This window comes from Streptomyces hawaiiensis (genome assembly GCF_004803895.1).
Classification (GTDB): domain Bacteria; phylum Actinomycetota; class Actinomycetes; order Streptomycetales; family Streptomycetaceae; genus Streptomyces; species Streptomyces hawaiiensis.
The window spans coordinates 5,557,521-5,578,995 of record NZ_CP021978.1 but is presented as its reverse complement, the minus strand read 5'-3'; the positions used below and the strand labels follow the sequence as shown (position 1 = coordinate 5,578,995).

Below are 21,475 nucleotides of genomic sequence, written 5' to 3'. Positions count from 1 at the left end.
TTGGGGATATCGGTCGAGCGGGATCGGAACAGTGCTGACGAGCGGTGTCAGGCCTCACCCGACGGCCGTTCGGCTCTCGAGCTGTTTGCGGGGCGGGCTGTCGTGGACGGGTGGCGTGGCCGAGCAGAAGACGCAGCGGTCGCCGATGACGTCGATGCCGCACCAGTGGCACTGGCTGCGCCGAACGGACGTGACCAGCTGGTAGAGGACGGACAGATCGGGCAGGTAGCTGCAGAACTCGATGAGCTTGCCGGTGCCCCACCAGCCGGGCGACTCGGCCGGGAGCTGGGTCTCGCGCAGCCCCTGCACCTTCCAGGAGGGGGCGAGGGTGCCCGTGACCCAGTCGGACTGGAGCTGCCCCTTGGCGACCAGCATCCAGGTGCCGAACTCGGGGCCGGGCAGGGCCGCTTCGGGGGTGATCTTCACGAGGTGCGGCTCGGGGTGGGCGAGGACGCCGAACTGGCTGCCGGGCACCCAGGACTTGGCGTGCGACTTCAGGCCGACGGGGACGCGGTCGAGGCGGGCGACGGAGCCCAGCAACGCGCCGGCATGGATGTAGTGGACGAGCAGCCGGCCGGCCGAGGCGAGCACGCCGGGGCTGATGTCGCAGGAGGCGAGCTGCCGTAACTGGCGGGCCAGGACGGCCAGTCCGAGAGGCGGCAGATCCGGCCGGAACAGGGCGATCCGGTCGCTCTCCATGAGGGAGCGCAGGGTGTGCAGCCGTCGCCGCAGCGCGGTGGGCGCGGACCCTGAGCAGACCACGATCACATGGCCGTGGTGGTCGACCAGGGCCTGCATCTCCGCCAGCGCCTGATCCAGGGGGCGTCGTTCGACGTCCCGCAGTACGACGGCGGGCAGGGTGCGTTCGTCCTGTGGTGGCAGCGCCATGTCGGCGCTGGTCACGGCAATGGCAGTTGGCACGCGCAGCTCCCCGTTTCCCCATGCCCACCGGAACGCCGGGTGTCACTCCGGCGCACCGTGTCGACTTCACTGCGTGACTACCTCAGCACTGTATCCACGGCTCTGTGACCGGAGAACAGCGTTTGTGTAGCTGAGGAGCAACTGTCGTTGCACAAGATGCGTCAAAACGGGGCAGGTTGAGCATCTCGCCGGTCGTCGACCTGGGTTCGGGGTCTGGCCGGTGGGCCGGCGGGCCGGAGTGGCAGTCTTCGACGACCGAAGGCGGTCACAGATTGGTCTGGACCTCTTGACAGTGGACGTGGTCTGGACCATTTTCTTGTCATGTCCAGACACAGACGATCCCTGCGGCTGTGGTCGGGTGCCGTCACGGCTGCCCTGACCCTCACTGTCACGACCGTCGGCCAGGCCAACGCCGCCGACGTCAACAACGCCAGGAACGCCGGCTTCGAGTCGGGCCTGAGCGACTGGACCTGCTCGGCGGGCAGCGGCACGACGGTCTCCTCCCCGGTGCGCACCGGAACGGCCGCGCTGCGGGCGACCCCGTCGGGGCAGGACAACGCGCGGTGCAGTCAGACGGTGGCGGTGAAGCCCGACTCCACCTACACCCTGGGCGCCTGGGTCCGGGGCGGCTACGCCTACCTCGGCGTCTCGGGCACCGGCACCACGGACGTCTCCACCTGGACGCCGGACTCCTCCGCCTGGAAGCAGCTGTCGACCACCTTCACCACGGGCTCCTCGACGACCTCGGTGACGGTGTACACGCACGGCTGGTACGGGCAGGCGGCGTACTACGCGGACGACGTGTCGGTGTTCGGCCCCGACGGCGGCGGGGGCACGGACCCGGGCCCGACGATCCCGTCCGCACCGAGCGGCCTGAACGTCTCCGGTACGACGACCTCCTCGGTCTCCCTCGCCTGGAACACCGTGCCGGGAGCGACGGGGTACACCGTCCACCGCGACGGCACGAAGGTGACGGCCGTCTCCGGCACGTCGGCGACGGTGACCGGGCTCGCCGCCTCGACGTCGTACTCCTTCCAGGTCACCGCGACGAACGCGGCGGGTGAGTCGCCGAAGTCGGCGGCGGTGACGGGCACCACGAACAAGCCCAGCGGTCCGGGCCCCGCGCTTCCCAAGCACGCGGTGACCGGCTACTGGCAGAACTTCGACAACGGCGCGGCCATCCAGCGCATCTCGGACGTCCCCGCCGCCTACGACATCATCGCTGTGGCCTTCGCGGACGCGACGGGCACGCCCGGGGCGGTGTCGTTCACGCTTGACTCGGCCGGTCTGAACGGCTACACCGTCGACCAGTTCAAGGCGGACGTGAAGGCGAAGCAGGCCGCCGGCAAGAAGGTCGTCATCTCGGTCGGCGGCGAGCGCGGCACGGTGTCGGTCAACGACGCCGCCTCCGCGACGAACTTCGCGAACAGCGTGTACTCCGTGATGCAGACGTACGGCTTCGACGGCGTCGACATCGACCTGGAGAACGGCCTGGACGCGACGTACATGACGCAGGCGCTGCGTGCCCTGTCGGCGAAGGCGGGCCCCTCGCTCGTCCTCACGATGGCTCCGCAGACGATCGACATGCAGTCCACGTCCAACGCGTACTTCCGGACCGCGCTGAACGTGAAGGACATCCTCACGGTCGTCAACATGCAGTACTACAACAGCGGTTCCATGCTCGGCTGCGACGGCAAGGTCTACAGCCAGGGCTCGGTCGACTTCCTGACGGCCCTGGCCTGCATCCAGCTGGAGAACGGCCTCGCCCCGTCCCAGGTGGGCCTGGGTCTGCCGGCCTCGACGCGCGGGGCGGGCAGCGGCTACGTCTCACCGGCCGTGGTGAACAACGCCCTGGACTGCCTGGCCAAGGCCACCAACTGCGGCACCTTCACACCGCCCCGGACGTACCCCGACCTGCGCGGCGCGATGACCTGGTCGACCAACTGGGACGCGACGGCGGGCAACGCGTGGTCCGGCGCGGTGGGACCGCATGTGCACGGGCTGCCGTAGCCGGGCTGACATCACCGGTGGGGTGAGGGGCGTTCCGCGTTCCCCTCACCCCGTCGGTCGGTAGTGGTCGAGCACCCACGCCGGTTGCGGGAACCACTCCTGGAGCCGCGACCGGGGCTGCCCTAGAAGAACTCCCCCCACGGCTGGTCCCAGACCTGCTTCACGCACAGGATCAGGAACAGCAGGCCGGCGATGGCGAGCATCGCGTTGCTGAGGGGACCGCTGCGCCACTCGCGGGGTGTGCGGGAGGAGTTGAGGAGCCAGATCAGGGTGGCGGCGAGGAAGGGCAGGAAGGCCGCGCCGAGAACGCCGTAGAGGATGATCAGGCGGAAGGGCTGGCCCTCGAAGAGCAGGATCATCGGCGGGAAGGTCAGCCAGAGCAGGTAGGCGCGGAACGGCCAGGAGCGTTCGCGTGCCCCCGAGGCGACCTCCTCGCCCTTGGCCTGGCCCTTGCCGGACAGGCGGGTCGCGAAGTCGGCGAACATCAGGCTCACGCCGTGCCAGACGCCGATCAGCGAGGTGAAGGACGTGGCGAAGAAACCGATCAGGAAGAACTTCGCCGTCGCCGGGCCGTACTCGTCCTCCAGAATGTCGCCCAGCTGGATCAGTCCCTTGTCGCCGCTCGCGATCGCGACGTTCGCCGAGTGGAGCAGCTCCGCGCCCACGAACAGCATGGCGATGACGAAGATGCCGGTGGTGGCGTAGGCGACACGGTTGTCCAGCCGCATGACCTTCATCCAGCCCGTGTGGGTCCACCCCTTGGCGTTGACCCAGTAGCCGTACGCCGCGAGCGTGATCGTGCCGCCCACGCCGCCGATCAGGCCCAGCGTGTTGAGGATCGAGTCCTTCTCGTCGGGCAGGACCGGGAGGAGACCGGCGAAGGCGTCGCCGAGGTTCGGCGTGACCCGGATCGCCAGGTACACCGTCACCACGAACATGACGCCCACCAGGACCGTCATGACCTTCTCGAACACCGCGTACTTGTTGAACCAGACGAAGACCAGACCGACCAGACCGCAGGCGATGCCCCACCACTTGAGGTCCATCACGTCGGGGAACAGCGCCTGCAGCGGCAGCGCGCTCGACGACATCGCCGCCGCGCCGTAGACGAAGCCCCAGACCACGACGTAGACCGCGAAGAACCAGGTCGTCCAGCGGCCCAGGCTCGCCCAGCCGTCGAACAGGGTGCGGCCCGTGGACAAATGCCAGCGGCCCGCCGCCTCGGCCAGGGAGATCTTCACCAGGCAGCCGATGATCGCCGCCCACAGGAGGGTGTAGCCGAAGTTGCTGCCCGCGATCAGCGTGGCGACCAGGTCACCGGCGCCGACACCGGTCGCCGCGACGACGATGCCCGGACCGATGTACTTCCAACTCGCCTTCCGGGGCTGTGGGGGGTGTGTGGCCTCGTTCTCCGTGGTGTTTCCCGTGGTGTCCGCCATGCAGGTCAAGAAAGCCCAAAGGCGCCTGTGGGGCAAGAGGGCCTGACCGGATCTTCACGTGATGCCCGTACGGCACCCTTGCCCGGCCGGGCCCCGGCGGCTGGGCTCACCGCCGGGGCCGACCGGCGGAGCGTCACGGCTGTCGCCGACCACAGCCGTCCGCCCCGCACGTGCCGAGCTCGAACCACACGGTCTTGCCCGGCCCGTCCCGGTGGCAGCCCCAGCGCTGGGCGAGCGCGTCCACCAGGAACATTCCACGGCCGCTCTCCCCGGTGCCCGCGCCCAGCACCCGCGGCACGCGGCGTTCGGTGTCGGCGACCTCGCAGCGCAGTACGCCGTGCGCGGCGAAGAGCGTGAGCCGGAAGCGGCTCCCGGCGTGCACCAGGGCGTTGGTGGCCAGTTCACCGACGAGCAGTTCGGCCACGTCCGCGACCTCACCGCGGTCGGCGAGCCCCCATCCCTCCAACTGTCTGCGGACCTCCGCGCGAGCCTCACGGACGGCGGAGGGCCGCGGTGCGTACTCGACACTCAGATGGCCTGCTCCCAGCGGTGGTTGCGGGAACGGGCCGTAGTGGGCGTCGGGGTCCGGGAGGTGCCGCCCGGAGAGTCGCAGCATGGGTCCAGGGTGATCTGGGGGTGTGGTCCGGCGCAGGGGGAGGACTACCCGATCCCCTACCTGCTTGTGCAGGCAGGGGGCTATGCGTACTGGAGACGGACCGTCGTTCCCCCGGCGTCGTCGCGGATGTCCACGTACGCGCAGACCTGACGCGCGTACCACAGCCCCGGGCCCGGTTCCGGGCCGGCGGACGGCGGGACGAAGCCGGCGAGCGGGTCGTCGAGCCGTCGGGCCGAGCGCAGTTCGCAGACGCAGGCGGGTGCCTCGCCCCACAGCAGGGCGTCACCGCTGAGGGGCGCGAGGGCCGCCGCGGTCTCCGCGACGGCGGCGGCGAACAACTCGGCGTCCGCGACGGGCAGTCCCCGCCCCACCGCCCAGCTCCGCACGGCCGCGGCGTGCGGCTCCGCGAGGGTCCGCACCCCGGCCGGCGGCAACGGCAGCGGTACGGCGTCGAGTTCGGCCGCGAGCCGCAGCGGGTCCTGGTACACCTCCGTGTCGGGGTGGGTGCGGCGGGCCGCCGCGACGACGGCGGGCCCCGCGGTGCGGGTGTCGTACGCGCACAGGGCGGTCGTGGACATGGGCGCGAAGAGGAGGTTGGCGAGGGCCTCGTAGCGGATCCACTCGGTGGTCTCGCGGGCCGAGCGGCCGGCGCGGCCGCTCCAGACGGGTTCCATGACGAGGTGGATGCGGCCGCCGGGGCCGGCGTGCGCGGTGAGGTACGCGGCCGCACGGGCGACGGCGTTGGCGGCGGAGCCGGTGTACCAGTCGGCGTGCGGGATGCAGGTGACGCCCTTCGCGTCGGGGCCGAGGGCGTCCCGCAGGAGGTCCAGGTTGCGCGGGGCGGCGATGGCCACCGGCGGCGGTTCGCCAAAGGCGCCGAGGCCTTCGCCGAGGAAGGGCAGGGCGGCGGCCAGGAAGCCGTCGTCGGAGTCGAAGACGGCCATGCGGTGGTCGAACGGGCTGACTTCTGCGGTGGTCATGTGATCCCCTCGGGTGGGTGGGTTCGGGTGCCGTGGGTCAGCGCTGTGCCGTCATCCAGGCCGCGATCTGGCTGCGGTTGCTGAAGCCGAGCTTGCTGAGGATGCGTTCCACATGGCCTTCCGCGGTGCGGCGGGCGATCACGAGGCGGTCGGCGATCTGCTGGTTGGCGAGCCCCTCGGCGACGAGCTGGGCGACCTCGCTCTCGCGCCGGGTCAGCCGGACCGTGGTGTCGTCCTGCGGTGCCGGGGCCGCGGAGTGCGGGCGGCCCGGCTCGTGGAGGGCGTGGCCGACCAGCTCCGCGAGACCGAGCGCCCCGCCCCGCCGGTGGGCCCGCTCGAACGCCTCGCGCCCCAGGGCCCGGCCCACCCGCTCCTCGCTGTCCCGGCGTACGGAGTTGAGGGTGTGGGAGCCCCAGCGGCCGGTGTCGATGTCGGCCCAGACGCGGTCGGCGCCGCCCAGCAGCACGGCGGCGTGCTCGTGAGCGCCGCGTTCGGCCGCGATCGACGCGAGCAGGTCGAGGGTGAGGGCGATGCCGATGACGTCGTGGACGGCGAGTTTGAGCCGCAGGGCCTCACGGGCGTGCCGTTCCGCCCGGGGCCAGTCGCCGCGCACGGTGTGTGCCAGGGCGAGCATGCGCAGCACATAGGACCGGACCCACTGCTCGCCGTGCCGCTCGCACAGCCGCAGGGCCTGCTCGCAGACCTCGACGGCCCGCTCGGCCTCGCCCAGGAAGCCCAGCGCGCAGGCGAGTTCGACCTGGTCGAGGCCGACGAGGCTGAGGTGCTGGCCGGGCACGGGGCCGCGGGCGACGGTGGTCTCGAAGTGCCGCAGCGCTCCGGGCAGGTCGTCGCCGAACAGCCGGATGACGCCGAGCACGTACTCGGCGTGCGCGGCCTCGGCGGTGTCGCCGAGGGCGCGGGCGAGCGCGAGGGCGTCGGTGGCGTGGCGGCGGCCCCGGGGGAAGTCCCGGGTGGCGGCGGCCAGCAGGCCGGCGACCCACAGGCCGCGGGCTCGTTCCCGGGTCGGTTCGGGGGCGGCGCTCAGGGCGCGGTCGAGCCAGTGCAGTCCCTCGCGGGCGGCGCCGCAGGCGTGCCAGTAGAACCAGAGCGTGCCGGCGAGGCGCAGCCCGGCGAGGGCCTCGCCGGGGGTGGAGAGACTGAAGTCGAGGGCGGCGCGCAGGTTGTCCCGGTCGGCGCGCAGCCGGGCGACGGTCTCCGGCTGCCCGGGGCCGAACCAGCCGCGCTCGCACTGCGCGGCCCGCCGCACCATCAGGTCCCGCTGCCGCCGCCGGGCGGCCTCCTCCTGCCCGGCACCCCGCCGCAACTGCTCCAGCCCGTACTGCCGCAGGGTGTCGAGCAGCCGGTACCGCACACTGCCGGGCCCGGGCTCCCGGCAGAGGACGGACTTGTCCACGAGCCCGGCGACGGCTTCGAGGACGTCGTCCGTGCGCGGGCCCGGGGGTGGGGGCAGGGTGACGGTGCCGGTGGGCGCCGCCGCGGGCCGGGCGGGTACGCCGGAGCCGTCCGTGGGCCGGGCGGGTACGCCGGAGCCGTCCGTGGGCCGGGCCGGCAGCGCGGGCAGGGCGGCGTGCGGGAGCGCGCCGAGCCGGGCCCCGCCTCTCGGAGGCGGGGCGTCACCCCCCGGAGGCCGGGCGTCGTCCTCCGGGGTGCCGACCGCGCACACCGCCTCCGCCGTCTCCAGGTCGAAGTCGCCCGCCAGGACCGACAGCCGGGCCCACACCGTCCGCTCGGGGAGAGTGCACAGGTCGTGGCTCCAGGAGACCGCCGCTCGCAAGGTCTGGTGGCGGGGCAGGGCGGCGGGGCTGCCGGTGGTGAGGAAGCGGTAGCGGTCGTCGAGGCGGTCCAGGAGCTGGTCGACGTCGAGGACGCGCATGCGGACGGCGGCGAGTTCGATGGCGAGGGGCAGACCGTCCAGGCGGTGGCACAGCCGGGCGACGGAGGCGCGGTTGGCGGGGGTGAGACGGAAGCCGGGGACGACGGCGGCGGCCCGGTCGGCGAAGAGGGTGAGGGCCGGGTAGCCCTCGGCGGCGGACAGGTCGCCGTCCGGGTCGGGCACCGGCAGGGGCCGTACCTCCAGCAGGTGCTCCTCCGTGAGGCCGAGCCGGTGCCGGCTGGTGGCGAGGATCCGGACGCCCTCGGTGCCGTGCAGCAGGGCCGCGGCGAGCCGGGCGCACGCACCCGCAAGGTGCTCGCAGTTGTCGACGACGAGGAGCAGCCGCCGGTCCCGCAGCTGTTCGACGAGGGCGTCCAGGGGTGGCTGGGCGGAACGGTCGTGGAGGCCCAGCGCGTCGGCGGCGGCGAGCGGGACGAGCGCCGGGTCGTGTAGTGCGGACAGGTGCACGAAGCGCACGCCGTCCGGGAAGGCCCGCTGCACCCGGGCCGCGATGCGTGCGGCGAGCCGGGTCTTGCCGACGCCACCCGGTCCGGTCAGTGTCACCAGCCGTGCGCGGGCCAGCAGTTCGCGGCCCCGGGTCAGTTCGCCACGCCGGTCGACGAAGCTGGTCGTCTCGGCCGGCAGGTGGTGGTCCCGTCGGGGCGCTGATCCGCCCATGATCAGCCAGTTCTCTGAGGGGTGGGGGTCCGGGGATCCGGACACTCCGGCTCCCCTTGCGCGGACCCTCACTCTCTCCCGGTGCGTACATATATGCACGCCGGAGCCACACCTGTGGGTGTACTTCTGCCGGGACACCTCGACCGTGGCGCCGCGCGCGTACACTGCGCGGCTGCTTTCAGTCTTGACCTGCTCATGCCATTAGCAGAACGATATGCGCCACCCGCACCACGTACGTCGCACGGAACAACCCCACCTCCCACAAGGAGATTTCATGCGACTTCGCATACGAGGCTCCGGTGCCCGCACCGGCAGACGCACCGCGGCCCTGGCCGGCCTCCTCGCCCTCGCCCTCGCGGCGCCCCTGTCCGCGACGACGAGCGACGCCACCGCCGACAGCGCCCGCAAAGCGGCCGCTTCGGCCGACGACGTCCGGCAGTACGAGGTCCACCTGCACGCAACGGCCAAGGACCGCACGGCACTTCAGCGCACGGGCGTGACCGTCGACGAGGCGCACGGTCACGGTGTCGTCGTCTCCGGCCGCGTCGACCAGATCAAGAAGCTGCGCGCGCTGGGCTACGAGGTCACCCCGCTCGGCGCGGTGCCCGACCGCTCCGCCGGCGAGGACGACGTCCGGCTCCTCGACTTCCCGTCGGCCGACTCGAAGTACCACAACCACGCGGAGATGACGAGCGAGATCAACTCGATCGTCTCGGCCAACCCGTCCATCGCGAGCCAGCGCGTGATCGGCAAGTCCTACCAGGGCCGGAACATCGTCGCCGTCAAGATCAGCGACAACGTGGCCAGTGACGAGGCCGAGCCGGAGGTGCTGTTCACGCACCACCAGCACGCCCGCGAGCACCTGACCGTCGAGATGGCGCTCTACCTGCTGCGCGAGCTGACCTCCGACTACGGTTCCGACTCGCGCGTCACCGGCATGGTGAACAACCGCGAGATCTGGATCGTCCCGGACATCAACCCCGATGGCGGCGAGTACGACATCGCCACCGGCTCCTACCGCTCCTGGCGCAAGAACCGCCAGCCCAACTCCGGTTCCTCGTACGTCGGTACGGACCTGAACCGCAACTGGAACCACCGCTGGGGCTGCTGCGGCGGCTCTTCGGGCTCCCCGTCCTCCGACACCTACCGGGGCCGGTCGGCGGAGTCGGCGCCCGAGGTGAAGGTCGTCGCCGACTTCGTGCGCAGCCGGGTCGTCGGCGGCAAGCAGCAGATCAGGGCCGGGGTCGACTTCCACACGTACAGCGAACTGGTGCTGTGGCCCTTCGGCTACACGTACTCCGACACGACGACCGGGATGACCGCCGACGACCACGCGGCGTTCAAGACGGTCGGGCAGAAGATGGCCGCGAGCAACGGGTACACGGCGGAGCAGTCCAGCGACCTGTACATCACGGACGGGTCGATCGACGACTACCTCTGGGGCGCGCACAAGATCTTCGGCTACACGTTCGAGATGTATCCGAGGTCCGGTGGGGGTGGGTTCTACCCGCCCGACGAGGTGATCGAGCGGGAGACCTCCCGTAACCGCGATGCGGTGCTGCAACTGCTGGAGAACGCGGACTGTATGTACCGGTCGATCGGCAAGGAGAGCCAGTACTGCGGTTAGCCGGCGTCTTCCTCTTCCTCGAAGTAGGCGTCCAGCACCGCGTCCAGCTGTTCGTCCCACTCCTTGAAGTGGCTCCTGGCCGGTGCCTCGATCTCGATCGGGTACCAGCGCCGGTCAGGGGTGTGGACGGTGACGGTGTACCGCTTGCCGAAGCGGGCCGTCTCCGTCTCGACCGCGCCGATCTCGTCCCAGCGGAACTCGCACTCCTGGTCGTCCAGGGACATGTGCACGCCTCTGTGATCGGCGACCATCTTCGCGCGACGGTCGGACGCCTCGAAGACGGGGCCGTCGGTTTCGGTCTCCTCCTCCTGCTCGGCAGGGGACGCCTCCTCCGCCTTCTCCGACTCGGCGGCGGCCGCTTCGGTCTCCTCGACGTCTGCGACCTCAGGCTCCTTCTCCGGCCCGTCCTCCTCCGCCTTCGCTGCGGACGCGGGTGACGTGAGCCCGGGGATGAATGCCGGGTCGAATCCGGCGCCTTCCAGGGGCTGGCTGCTCGAACCTATGCGCTGCTCCACAGCGAAGCAGTATGGTCGACAAACCTGTGCCGCACACAGTCGACCCCGACTTCGTTATCAGACGCCTACACGAACAGGCTCAACACCGCCGCCACCACGAACCCCGCCACCGAGAGCACGCTCTCCAGCACCGTCCAGGTCTTGAGCGTGTCCCGTTCACTGATGCCGAAGTACTTGGCGACCATCCAGAAGCCGCCGTCGTTGACGTGCGAGGCGAAGATCGAGCCCGCCGAGATGGCCATGATGACCAGGGCGACGAAGGCCTGGGAGTGGTCGCCCTCGGAGAGCAGGGGGGCGACGATGCCGGCCGTCGTCACGATGGCGACCGTCGCCGAGCCCTGGGCCACGCGCAGGACCACGGAGATCAGGTAGGACAGGACGAGCACCGGCAGGCCCACGTCGTGGAACGTGTCCGAGAGGGCCTGGGCGACGCCACTGGCCTTGAGGACGGCGCCGAAGACGCCGCCCGCGCCGACCACCAGCAGGATGTTGCCGACCGGCTTGAGGGACGCGGTCGACACCGTCTCCAGGGACTTGCGGGACCAGCCGCGGCGGATGCCCAGCAGGTAGTACCCGAGGAACAGGGCGATCGTCAGCGCCACGAACGGGTTGCCGAAGAACTCGATCACCGAGCGGAGCGTGGAGGGGTCGAGGGCGATCGAGGAGAACGTCGCGGCGAGGATGAGCACCAGCGGGGTGCCGATGATGCCGAGGACCGTGCCGAGGGAGACCGGCTGCTCGCTGGGCGGGACCCCGGCGGCCCGCTGCTCGTCGACGACGGCCTGCTTGGCCTCCTGCGCCGCTTCGACCATGTCCTGCGGGACGGGCACGAAGATGCGGCGGCCGACCCACGCCGAGTAGCCCCACGCGGCCACCACGGCCGGCAGGCCGCAGACGATGCCCATCAGGATGACCCAGCCGAGGTCGACGTTCAGCAGACCGGCGGCGGCCACCGGGCCGGGGTGCGGGGGCAGGAAGGCGTGCGTGACGGACAGGCCGGCGAGCAGCGGCAGGCAGTAGAGCAGGATCGACTTGCCCGAGCGCTTGGCGGCGGCGTAGACGATCGGGGCCAGGACGAAGATGCCGACGTCGAAGAAGACCGGGATGCCGAAGATCAGGCCCGTGAGGCCCATGGCGAGCGGCGCGCGCTGCTCGCCGAACAGGCCGAGCAGACGCTTCGCCAGCACCTCGGCGCCGCCGCTGACTTCGAGGATCGCGCCGAGCATGGTGCCCAGGCCGATGATGATCGCGACATGGCCGAGAATGCCGCCCATGCCGGATTCGATGGTGGAGACGGCGTCCGACTTCTGGACCGTGCCGAAGAGTTCGGTGACCGACAGCCCGGCGGCGAGGCCGACGGCTATGGAGACCGCGAGCAGGGCGACGAACGGCTGGAGTCTCGTCTTGATGATGAGAAAGAGCAGCAGCACGATGCCGAGCGCGGCGGTGAGCAGGAGTCCGGCCGTACCGTCGACGAGGAGGAGCAGTCCTCCGGTGTGGGGTGGGGTCTCGGCAGGGGCGGACGCGGCGAGCGAAGGGGACATTCGGGGGTCCTCTACGTAAAGGCATACGGTTTCTGGGCAGGGGGGAGCGCGGCGCGGCGCATCGAACGGCGCCGCGCCTCGGAAAGGCGGGAGGATGGGGTGGGTCAGCCGAGGACGGCCAGGGCGTCGATCTCGATGAGGAGACCCGCGGGCAGTCCGACGTAGACGGTCGTGCGCGCGGCGGGCGGCTGGGTCAGGCCCTGCTCCTCGAAGTACGCGTTGTAGATCTCGTTCATCTCGGCGAAGTGGGCCACGTCCGTCAGGTAGACGCGGATCATCATCACGTCGTCCCAGGAGGCGCCGCCCTCCTCCAGGATCGCCTTGACGTTGGCCAGGGTCTGGAGGGTCTGCTCGCGCAGGGCCGGCCCGGCGGGCGTGGGCGGCTTGCCCTCCTCGGCGGGCAGGAAGCCGACCTGGCCGGCGACCTGGAGGATGTTGCCCTTCTTCACCCCGTGCGAGAACTTCGCCGGCGGGGTGGTGTGGGTCTTGGGGGTGAGTGCGATCTTGTCCGTCATTCGGTGCCCTTCAATGGTGTCCTGCCGGAGTACTCGCCGCTGATGGCGTCCGCCGTACGGCGCACCAGCGGCAGGAGGGTGAGGAGTTCGTCGGCGGTGACGACGACGTTCGGCGCGGAGACCGACATCGCGGCGACGACCCGGCCGTCGGCGCCGCGGACGGGCGCCGCGACGCAGTTGATGGACTCCTCGTGGCCGCCGAGGTCGGTGGCCCAGCCCTGTTCGCGCACCTTGTCCAGTTCGCGCAGGAACGCGGTCGCGTGGGGTGTCGAACGGGACGTGTACGTGGGGTAGTCGAGCTTCTCCGCGACCGTCCGCCGCTCGTGCTCGGGCAGATCGGCGAGCAGGAGCTTGGCGACCGCGGCGACGGTGATGGCCACGGGCTTGCCGATGCGGGAGTACATCCGCACCGGGTAGCGGCTCTCGACCTTGTCGATGTAGAGGACCTCGTTCTCCTCGTACACGGCGAGGTGCACGGTGTGCCCGCAGTCCTCGTTGAGGCGGACCAGGTGGGGGTGGGCGATCTCGCGGACGTCGAGGTTCTCCATCGCCTCCTGGGCGAGGGCGAAGAGCCGGGCGCCGAGGCGGTAGCGCTGGTCGGACTGGCGGTAGACGAGTCCGTGCTCGTGCAGGGTGCGCAGCAGGCGCAGGGCCGTGGACTTGTGCACGCCGAGGCGGTCGGCGACCTGCCCCAGGTCGGCGGGGCCCTCGGCGAGCAGCGGCAGGATGCTGAGCGCGCGGTCGACGGTCTGGCTCATGACGTACGTACCTCCTCGTCGGCCCGCTGTGTCCGCTCGGTCCAGCCCGGGCCGAGTCGCAGTCTCCCCCATGCCGTGTCGTCCAGGGCGACGAGCCGGTCGGCGTGCTCCCGCGCGGGCGCTGTGGCGAGGTCGCCGGGCACGGTGAGCGCGGCGGCGGCCATCAGATGCCCGTGCCGCAGCCGTTCCCGTACGGGCAGTGCGCGCAGGGTGGCGGAGAGGAACCCGGCGGCGAAGGCGTCCCCGGCACCGACGGCGGCGACGACGTCGACCCGGGGCGCGGGCACGAAGGTGACGTCCCGCCTGTCGAAGACGGTGGCTCCGGCGCCGCCCTGCTTGACGACCAGCACCTCGGGTTCGGGGAGGGCGGCGCGGACGGCTTCGGCGCTGTGCAGCCCCCATGCCTCGTCCTGCCCGACGAACACGAGGTCCGCGCCCCGGGCGAGGTCGCGCAGCACCGTCGGGGCGGTCGTGTCGCGCCACAGGCCGGGCCGGTGGTTGACGTCGAAGGAGATCAGGGGGCGGCCGGGGCGGCGGACGGTCAGCTCGCGCATCAGGTCCAGGCAGGTCCCGGAGAGCGCGGCGGTGATCCCGGAGAGGTGCAGCACGCGCCCGGCGCGCACGGCTGCCGGGTCCGGATCCGTCACGGTCATCGCGGAGGCCGCGGAACCGGCCCGGTAGTACGCCACCTCGTGGGCGTCGCCGGCCCGGTCCCCGGCGGTGCGGAAGTAGATGCCGGTGGGGCGGCCGGGGTCGCGCCGGACGTGCGCCACGTCGACCCCGTAGTCGCCGATCGCCTCGACCAGGTGGTCACCGAACGGGTCGGCCCCCACCCGGCTGACCCACCGCGCGGAGTGTCCGGCCGCGGCCAGCACACACGCCACGTTCGACTCCGCCCCGCCGATCCCCCGCTCGAAGGACGGCACGTCGGCGAGGCGCCCCGGCCGGGAGGGCAGGAACGTGACCATGGACTCGCCGAGCGCGACGACGTCCACGACGTCGGGGGCGTTGCGGGGTCCGGTGGGGGTCACGATGCTCGGCTCCTCGTCGGGGCGTGGATGTCGGGGCGCGGGGCGGCCGGTGACGGTTTCATTGACCGGCGGTGGCCGAGATGTTAGACAGCGTTCAGCGCCATACGCAATGAAGGTTGCAGAGATTGCAACACCGCAGATCAGGAGGGTCCATGTCAGCCGACACCGCAGCCGAGTCCCTCGCGCGGCTCGCCGCCGAGCGCGTCGATCACCGCTTCAAGGGCCTCCCGCCGGATGCCGACGGACTGACCGTCGCCGAGCTGGCCGGGCAGCGCCGCAACCTGTTCACCGGCGGCTTCGCCACGCCCGTGCTCGCGCTGTCCGCCGAGCGCCTGGAGCACAACCTGAAGCTGATGGAGACCTACGCGGCCCGGCACGGCCTGGCCTTCGCGCCGCACGGCAAGACCTCCATGGCGCCGCAGCTGTTCCAGCGGCAGATCGAGCACGGGGCATGGGGCATCACGCTGGCCGTGCCGCACCAGGTACGGGTGGCACGGGCCTTCGGGACCCGGCGCGTGTTCCTCGCGAACGAACTGGTCGACGCGGCGGCCCTGCGCTGGATCGCCGCCGAGCTCGACGCCGACCCGGACTTCGAGCTGGTCTGCTACGTCGACTCCGTACGCGGCGTCGAGCTGATGGACGCCGCGCTGCGGGACGCCGACGCCACGCGCCCCGTGGACGTCGTCGTCGAACTCGCCGCCGGGGAGGGCGCCCGGACCGGAGTGCGTACGGAGGCGGAGTGCGCGGCGGTCGCGGACGCGGTGGCCGGGACCCGGACCCTGCGCCTGGTCGGTGTCGCGGGCTACGAGGGCGAGGTGCCCAAGGCCGACACCGAGCGGGTGACGGCATGGCTGCGGCGGCTGGTCGCGCTCGCCGCCGACTTCGACAAGGCGGGGCGATTCGCCGGGCTGGACGAGATCGTGGTCAGCGCGGGCGGCAGCGCCTGGTTCGACGCGGTCGCCGAGGTCTTCGCCGGGATCCCCGGACTCTCCCTTCCCGTGCTGAAGTTGCTGCGCTCGGGCGCGTACGTCTCGCACGACGACGGCCACTACCGCAAGCTGACCCCGTTCAACCGGGTCCCCGAGGAGGGCGCCCTGGAGCCGGCGTTCCGGCTGTGGACACAGGTGGTGTCGCGGCCTTCGGCCGAGCAGGCCTTCGTCAACGCGGGCAAGCGGGACGCGGCCTACGACCTCGACCTGCCCTTCGCCCAGATGATCCGCCGGGACGGCGCCGAGCGCCCGGCCACCGGCGTCTCGGTGACCGCACTGTCCGACCAGCATGCCTGGCTCGCCACCACGCCGGAGGCGGATCTGGAGGTCGGCGACTGGGTCGGGCTCGGGCTGTCCCACCCGTGCACCTCGTTCGACAAGTGGCAGCTGATCCCCGTCGCGGAGGCGGACGGCACGGTCGTCGACTACGTCCGCACGTTCTTCTAGGAGGCCGGGCGCGATGGAAGAGCTCGTCATCCGGGACGCCGACGTCGTCGACGGCTCCGGCTCGGACGCCTACCGGGCCGATGTCGTGGTCGACGGCGGCCGGATCGTCGGAATCGTCAAGGAGGCCGCCGCGGCCGGCTGCCAGCGGCCGAAGGCCCGCCGGGAACTGGACGCCGAGGGGCTCGTCCTCTCCCCCGGTTTCGTCGACATGCACGCCCACAGCGACCTGGCGCTGCTGCGCGACCCGGACCACAGCGCCAAGGCCGCGCAGGGCGTCACCCTGGAGGTCATCGGCCAGGACGGCCTGTCGTACGCGCCGGTCGACGACCGCACGCTCGGCGAGGTGCGGCGGGCGATCGCCGGGTGGAACGGCCCGGGTGACGACATCGACTTCGACTGGCGCACGGTCGGTGAGTACCTGGACCGCCTTGACCGCGGGATCGCCGTGAACGCGGCCTACCTCGTCCCGCAGGGCACGGTCCGGGCGCTCGCCGTCGGCTGGGAGGACCGCGAGGCCACGCCCGGCGAGCTGGACCGGATGCGCCGGCTGGTCGCCGAGGGCCTGGAGCAGGGCGCCGTCGGCATGTCGTCGGGGCTGACGTACACGCCCGGCATGTACGCGCAGGACGCCGAACTGACGGAGCTGTGCCGGGTGGTGGCGTCGTACGGCGGCTACTACTGCCCGCACCACCGCTCCTACGGGGCCGGGGCCCTTCAGGCGTACGAGGAGATGGTCGCCCTGACCCGGGAGGCGGGCTGCTCCCTCCATCTCGCGCACGCCACCATGAACTTCGGCGTGAACAAGGGCCGGGCGCCCGAGCTGCTGTCCCTGCTGGACGAGGCGCTCGCGGCCGGATCCGATATCAGCCTCGACACCTACCCGTACACACCGGGCTGTACGACGCTGGCGGCCGTGCTGCCGAGCTGGGCGAGCGAGGGGGGCCCGGGGGAGACCCTCAGGCGGCTGGCGGACGAGGGGACGGCGGAACGCATCCGCCACCACCTGGAGGTCACCGGGTCCGACGGCTGCCACGGCGTGCCGGTCGAGTGGGACACCATCGAGATCTCCGGTGTGAACGACCCGGCCCTGGCCGACTACGTCGGCCGGACGATCGAGGAGTCGGCGGCCGTCCGGGGCGAGGAACCCTGGGTGACCGCGCGCGGACTGCTGCTGGCCGACCGGCTGGCCCCGACGATCCTCCAGCACGTCGGCCACGAGGAGAACGTCCGGGCGATCATGCGCCACCGGGTGCACACCGGCGGCTCGGACGGCATCCTCCAGGGCGCGAAGCCGCATCCGCGCGCTTACGGCACCTTCCCGCACTACCTCGGGCACTACGTCAGGGAGTTGGGGGTGCTGTCGCTGGAGGAGTGCGTCGCGCACCTCACGTCCCGCCCGGCGGCGCGGCTCCGCCTGCCGGACCGGGGCCTGGTCCGTGAGGGCTATGTGGCCGACTTGGTGCTCTTCGACCCGGCGACGGTCGCGGCGGGCTCCACGTTCGCGGAGCCGCGCACGCTGCCGACGGGCATTCCGTACGTCCTGGTCGACGGCCGGTTCGTGATCGAGGACGGCCGGCGCACGGACGTGCTGGCGGGCCGGGCGGTCCGCAGGACTCCTCCCGCGTGACCGCCCGGCCGGCACCCTGCCTTACGGCTTGGGCAGGGTGCAGCCGCTCGCGCTCAGGTCGAGCTTGTTGTCGATCCCGAAGCAGGCCGGGATCCCGTAGGTCTCCTGGGCGTAGTTGATGCCCTTGCGGACGGTCACGGTGCCGTTCGCGTCGACCTCGCACGGGTTGTTCACCGTGCAGCGCTCACCGTCCTCGTTGCCGGTGTTGTTGACGGCGACGACCTTGTTGGTGGCCTGGTCGACGACGGGCGAACCGGACGTGCCGCCGATGGTGTTGCAGGCGGAGGTGTAGCGGACCGAGTCCTTCCAGGTCCAGTCGCCCTCCTTCAGAGTGGGCACGAACCCGTCGATGGAGCAGCTGTAGATCCGCTTCCAGTAGCCGGAGGGGATGCTGATGGCGCTGCCGGCGACCGGGTGCTTGTCGTTCAGCGTCAGCGCGTTGATGTTGTACGAGCTCTTGATCTGCCCGTAGGTGGTGGTGAGCTGGTACAGCGCGACGTCCGTGTCGGTCATCGTGCCGTAGGCGAGCTTGGCGGCGCGCAGGGTGGCGACGCGCGAGCCGGAGGCGTTGAGCAGAGTGAAGGTGCGACTGGAGGCCTTGTCGACGAGGACCTGGCCGGGGCCGGGGAACCCGGACTCCAGGCAGTGGCCGTTGGTCATCACGAGCGCCGGGTCGTTGTCCTCTGAGTCCGGCATGCGGACGACGGAGCCCGAGCAGTTGCTGAGCGCGACGGTGCCGGCGAAGTTCACGGCCTTGGCCTTCGGGCCGCCGAGCCCGGACAGCGTCTGCTCCACGGAGTTGACCACGCCCGAGACGGCGGACGTGACCTTGCCCGTGTCCGCGGCCTTGCCGAGGCCCGTGGGGGCGGCATCGGCAGCGGTCGCGGGGGCCGCGCCGGCCCCGGCTATCGCCAGGGCGCAGAACGCGGCGGCGAGAGGTTTTCTCATGGGGGGTCCCCTCTTGCGACGGAGGCGGCCGGAAATCCTCCGGCCGCCTTCACTGTTGTCATGTGCATTGTGATCGTCGCGAGGGGGTGACACAAGAACCTGTTCCACAACCGGAATCCCGGCGTCCCGCCCGACCCTACTCAACCGCCCTTACCGGCCGGTCACTTGGGTCCCTTGGTACCGCCGCGGCCGTGTCCGGGTTTTCCGCCGGAGTTGCCGGGTGCCGAGGTCGTGGCGGTGGGGACGGTGTCCGCCGTGGCGTCGGCCGGGGGGCTGCCGGCCGGGGGCCGTGCGCCGTCCGTGCCGGACACGGACGGGGTTCGGCTCACGGTGAGGGACGGCGGCGCGGACGCCGCGCCGGACGGCCCGTCAGGATCGCCCGGCCCGGCGACGAGCGGAGCCTCAGAGGCCTTGGCCGGACTCGACGTCGCGGTCGCCGCCGTCGGCGACTCCCCCGCCGTCGGCCCCGTGCCGCCGCCCTCGCCGCCCCGCGTCCCGCCGGAGGGCGAACCCGTAAGGGAGAGCCCGGCCATCAGAGCGACCACCGACACGGCACCCACGGCACCGGCGGCGACCGCCACGCGGCGCGCGGGCCGCGGAGCCGGCTTGCGGCGCGCACGGTGGCCCGCACCGGACCGGCCACGCGCCGGCACCGCGGGCAGCTCACGGGTGTCACCGGTGCCGCCCGCACCGCCCATGCCGCCGGGGAAGGCGCGAGTGGCGTCCGCACCGTCGCCGGGGGTCGCGGCGCTGCCGGTCGGGCGCGCGGCGTCGTGGGCCGCCGTGTCGTACACGTCCCGCCATCCGTGCGCCGCCGCCGGATCCGTGTACGCGTCGTACGCCGGAGGCGCGGCGGGCTGCGGCAGATACACGTTCGGCGCACCCTGCGGCTCGCGGCCGGTCACCCCGTCGGCGTACTCGAATGGCTGGGACATGGCGGCGCATTCTAGGGACCGAAGGTGCTGGTGGGACAGCGTGCGGCGATATCGCCGCAAATCCTCGCGTCTCACGTGGCGGAAAACACGGCCCGAGAGGCATTACCGGGCCGTAAGCTCCCAGACATGCAGGTGATCCAGTCGACCAAGCTCGCCAACGTCTGTTACGAGATCCGGGGCCCGGTGCTCGAGGAGGCGATGCGACTGGAAGCCGCCGGTCATCGGATCCTCAAGCTGAACACCGGCAATCCGGCCGCGTTCGGCTTCGAGTGCCCGCCGGAGATCCTGGAGGACGTCCTGCGCAACGTGTCGTCGGCGCACGGCTACGGCGACGCCAAGGGCCTGCTGGCCGCGCGCCGGGCGGTCGTCATGCACAACCAGACCCTCGGCATCGAGACGGACGTCGAGCACGTCTTCATCGGCAACGGCGTCTCCGAGCTGATCGTGATGGCGATGCAGGGCCTGCTGGACGACGGCGACGAGGTCCTCGTGCCCGCGCCCGACTACCCGCTGTGGACCGCCGCCGTCTCCCTGTCCGGCGGCACCGCCGTGCACTACCGCTGCGACGAGCAGGCCGACTGGATGCCGGACCTCGCCGACATCGAGCGCAAGGTCACCGACCGCACCAAGGCGCTCGTGATCATCAACCCGAACAACCCCACGGGCGCCGTCTACGACGAGGCGATGATCAAGGGCCTGACCGACATCGCCCGCCGCCACAACCTGCTCGTCTGCTCCGACGAGATCTACGACAAGATCCTCTACGACGGGGCCACGCACACCCCGACCGCCTCCGTCGCCCCGGACCTGCTCACCCTCACCTTCAACGGCATGTCGAAGGCCTACCGCGTGGCCGGCTACCGGGTCGGCTGGATGTCGATCTCCGGGCCGCGCGCCCACGCCGACTCCTACATCGAGGGCCTGACCATCCTGGCGAACATGCGCCTGTGCGCGAACATGCCCGGGCAGCACGGAGTCGTCGCGGCACTCAGCGGGCGGCAGACGATCAACGACCTGGTGCTGCCGGGCGGGCGGCTGCGCGAGCAGCGGGACACGGCCTACGAGCTGCTGACCCAGATCCCCGGGGTGAGCTGCGTGAAGCCCAAGGGCGCGCTGTACCTCTTCCCGCGCCTCGACCCCAAGGTCTTCAAGATCAAGGACGACCGCCGCATGGTCCTGGACCTGCTCCGGCGCGAGAAGATCATGGTCGTCCAGGGCACGGGCTTCAACTGGCCGGAGCCGGACCACTTCCGGGTGGTGACCCTGCCGACGGTCGGGGATCTGACCGACGCGATGGGGCGGATCGGCCACTTCCTGGACGGCTACAGCCAGCCCTGATCCCGCGAGACCCGGCCTCGCCCGACTGCCCGCTCACGCTATGTGCGCGGGCAGTCCGGTTTTGTGAACAACTCAACTTTAGACGAAATCCAAGCTAGGATGGTTTCCTGTAAGAACTCAGGAGGCCTTCCCATGTACGAACCGATCCGCGCCAAGTCGGTCCACAGCACGGTGGACGGCCCCAACCCCGACTTCCCCCACCGTTCCCGTGAGGAAGAGCTGGACATCCAGCTCGCGGGCCACCTCGCCGCCCTGCTCGCCGTCACGGACGAGCTGCGCGCGACGCAGGCCTCGGCCGACCTGGACACGGCGGCGGAGCGGCTCGCGGAGCAGGTGGGCCGGCTGAGGGGTGGACCCGCCCCGGCCCGGGCGTCCGGCACCCGGCGCGAGCGGAGCGCCGCGGCCCTGCACCGGCGGGCGCACGCCCTGGCGGGCCGCGCGCTGGTCGTCGCCGCCTCCCGCGCCGACACGGCGGCCGCGATCCTGGCCGCCGAGCGCATGGACGCCCACACGGCGGCTCTGGAGCCGCGCGCCCTGGCGTCCCGCTGAGCCCTTCGGGGCTCCCCCTGACGGCCCCGGTCCGCGCGCACCCGCAGCGACGCGCGGACCGGGCGCCACGTCTCTGCGTCGGCTTGAGCCGGGTATCCCCGTCGAGGTGTCGCC

Annotated in this window: 18 protein-coding genes; 6 read left to right on the top strand and 12 right to left on the bottom strand. The window is 71.7% G+C overall.

Features of this window, described 5'->3' with window-relative positions:
- Positions 1–54: 54 nt before the first annotated feature.
- Positions 55–888 carry a hypothetical protein gene (locus CEB94_RS25845; RefSeq protein WP_175437159.1) on the bottom strand — a complete coding sequence of 278 codons (834 nt, stop codon included), beginning with the start codon at positions 886–888 and terminating at the stop codon, positions 55–57.
- Between the two features lie 354 nt (positions 889–1,242).
- On the opposite strand from CEB94_RS25845, the gene CEB94_RS25840 reads away from it, so the two are divergent.
- The gene (locus CEB94_RS25840) at positions 1,243–2,931 is read left to right on the top strand and encodes a chitinase (protein ID WP_175434467.1); all 1,689 of its coding nucleotides are present in this window, start codon (positions 1,243–1,245) and stop codon (positions 2,929–2,931) included.
- A 122-nt stretch (positions 2,932–3,053) separates the two neighbouring features.
- Here the strand turns inward: CEB94_RS25840 and CEB94_RS25835 are convergent, their stop codons facing one another.
- The 4 genes from CEB94_RS25835 to CEB94_RS25820 form a co-directional block, all read right to left on the bottom strand.
- A complete protein-coding gene (locus tag CEB94_RS25835) occupies positions 3,054–4,370 on the bottom strand; it encodes an Nramp family divalent metal transporter (RefSeq protein ID WP_175434466.1) in 1,317 nt (438 codons plus the stop codon).
- Between the two features lie 133 nt (positions 4,371–4,503).
- Positions 4,504–4,986 (bottom strand): ATP-binding protein, encoded by a 483-nt coding sequence (locus CEB94_RS25830; protein ID WP_246111918.1) that lies wholly within the window; start codon positions 4,984–4,986, stop codon positions 4,504–4,506.
- Positions 4,987–5,066: 80 nt separating this feature from the next.
- Positions 5,067–5,966 carry an MEDS domain-containing protein gene (locus CEB94_RS25825; RefSeq protein WP_175434465.1) on the bottom strand — a complete coding sequence of 300 codons (900 nt, stop codon included), beginning with the start codon at positions 5,964–5,966 and terminating at the stop codon, positions 5,067–5,069.
- A 37-nt stretch (positions 5,967–6,003) separates the two neighbouring features.
- The gene (locus tag CEB94_RS25820) at positions 6,004–8,538 is read right to left on the bottom strand and encodes an ATP-binding protein (protein ID WP_175437157.1); all 2,535 of its coding nucleotides are present in this window, start codon (positions 8,536–8,538) and stop codon (positions 6,004–6,006) included.
- Between the two features lie 274 nt (positions 8,539–8,812).
- On the opposite strand from CEB94_RS25820, the gene CEB94_RS25815 reads away from it, so the two are divergent.
- Positions 8,813–10,165, top strand: a complete 1,353-nt coding sequence (locus CEB94_RS25815; protein WP_175434464.1) for a M14 family metallopeptidase — start codon at positions 8,813–8,815, stop codon at positions 10,163–10,165.
- Here the strand turns inward: CEB94_RS25815 and CEB94_RS25810 are convergent.
- From CEB94_RS25810 to CEB94_RS25790, 5 genes are all read right to left on the bottom strand, one after another.
- The gene (locus tag CEB94_RS25810; protein ID WP_175434463.1) at positions 10,162–10,680 is read right to left on the bottom strand and encodes a hypothetical protein; all 519 of its coding nucleotides are present in this window, start codon (positions 10,678–10,680) and stop codon (positions 10,162–10,164) included. The genes CEB94_RS25815 and CEB94_RS25810 overlap by 4 nt on opposite strands.
- Before the next feature lie 65 nt (positions 10,681–10,745).
- Complete coding sequence (locus tag CEB94_RS25805) at positions 10,746–12,224, bottom strand: GntP family permease (protein ID WP_175434462.1); 1,479 nt, start codon at positions 12,222–12,224, stop codon at positions 10,746–10,748.
- 104 nt (positions 12,225–12,328) lie between these two features.
- Positions 12,329–12,739, bottom strand: coding sequence for a RidA family protein (locus CEB94_RS25800; protein WP_175434461.1), 411 nt, complete (start codon positions 12,737–12,739; stop codon positions 12,329–12,331).
- The gene (locus CEB94_RS25795; protein ID WP_175434460.1) at positions 12,736–13,497 is read right to left on the bottom strand and encodes an IclR family transcriptional regulator; all 762 of its coding nucleotides are present in this window, start codon (positions 13,495–13,497) and stop codon (positions 12,736–12,738) included. The genes CEB94_RS25800 and CEB94_RS25795 overlap by 4 nt, the downstream gene beginning before the upstream one ends.
- Complete coding sequence (locus CEB94_RS25790) at positions 13,494–14,528, bottom strand: sugar kinase (RefSeq protein WP_175434459.1); 1,035 nt, start codon at positions 14,526–14,528, stop codon at positions 13,494–13,496. The genes CEB94_RS25795 and CEB94_RS25790 overlap by 4 nt, the downstream gene beginning before the upstream one ends.
- A gap of 152 nt (positions 14,529–14,680) precedes the next feature.
- Here CEB94_RS25790 and CEB94_RS25785 point away from each other — a divergent pair, with 152 nt between their 5' ends.
- Positions 14,681–15,964 (top strand): amino acid deaminase, encoded by a 1,284-nt coding sequence (locus CEB94_RS25785; RefSeq protein WP_175434458.1) that lies wholly within the window; start codon positions 14,681–14,683, stop codon positions 15,962–15,964.
- 13 nt (positions 15,965–15,977) lie between these two features.
- Positions 15,978–17,591, top strand: a complete 1,614-nt coding sequence (locus CEB94_RS25780) for an N-acyl-D-amino-acid deacylase family protein (protein WP_175434457.1) — start codon at positions 15,978–15,980, stop codon at positions 17,589–17,591.
- Between the two features lie 21 nt (positions 17,592–17,612).
- Here CEB94_RS25780 and CEB94_RS25775 read toward each other — a convergent pair whose 3' ends face one another.
- Together CEB94_RS25775 and CEB94_RS25770 are read right to left on the bottom strand one after the other, a co-directional pair.
- Positions 17,613–18,539 carry a S1 family peptidase gene (locus CEB94_RS25775; RefSeq protein ID WP_175434456.1) on the bottom strand — a complete coding sequence of 309 codons (927 nt, stop codon included), beginning with the start codon at positions 18,537–18,539 and terminating at the stop codon, positions 17,613–17,615.
- Between the two features lie 161 nt (positions 18,540–18,700).
- Positions 18,701–19,474 (bottom strand): hypothetical protein, encoded by a 774-nt coding sequence (locus CEB94_RS25770; protein WP_175434455.1) that lies wholly within the window; start codon positions 19,472–19,474, stop codon positions 18,701–18,703.
- 126 nt (positions 19,475–19,600) lie between these two features.
- On the opposite strand from CEB94_RS25770, the gene CEB94_RS25765 reads away from it, so the two are divergent.
- Both CEB94_RS25765 and CEB94_RS25760 read left to right on the top strand, forming a co-directional pair.
- Positions 19,601–20,812, top strand: coding sequence for a pyridoxal phosphate-dependent aminotransferase (locus CEB94_RS25765; RefSeq protein WP_175434454.1), 1,212 nt, complete (start codon positions 19,601–19,603; stop codon positions 20,810–20,812).
- A gap of 132 nt (positions 20,813–20,944) precedes the next feature.
- Positions 20,945–21,361, top strand: coding sequence for an SCO4983 family protein (locus CEB94_RS25760; RefSeq protein WP_175434453.1), 417 nt, complete (start codon positions 20,945–20,947; stop codon positions 21,359–21,361).
- Positions 21,362–21,475: the final 114 nt, after the last annotated feature.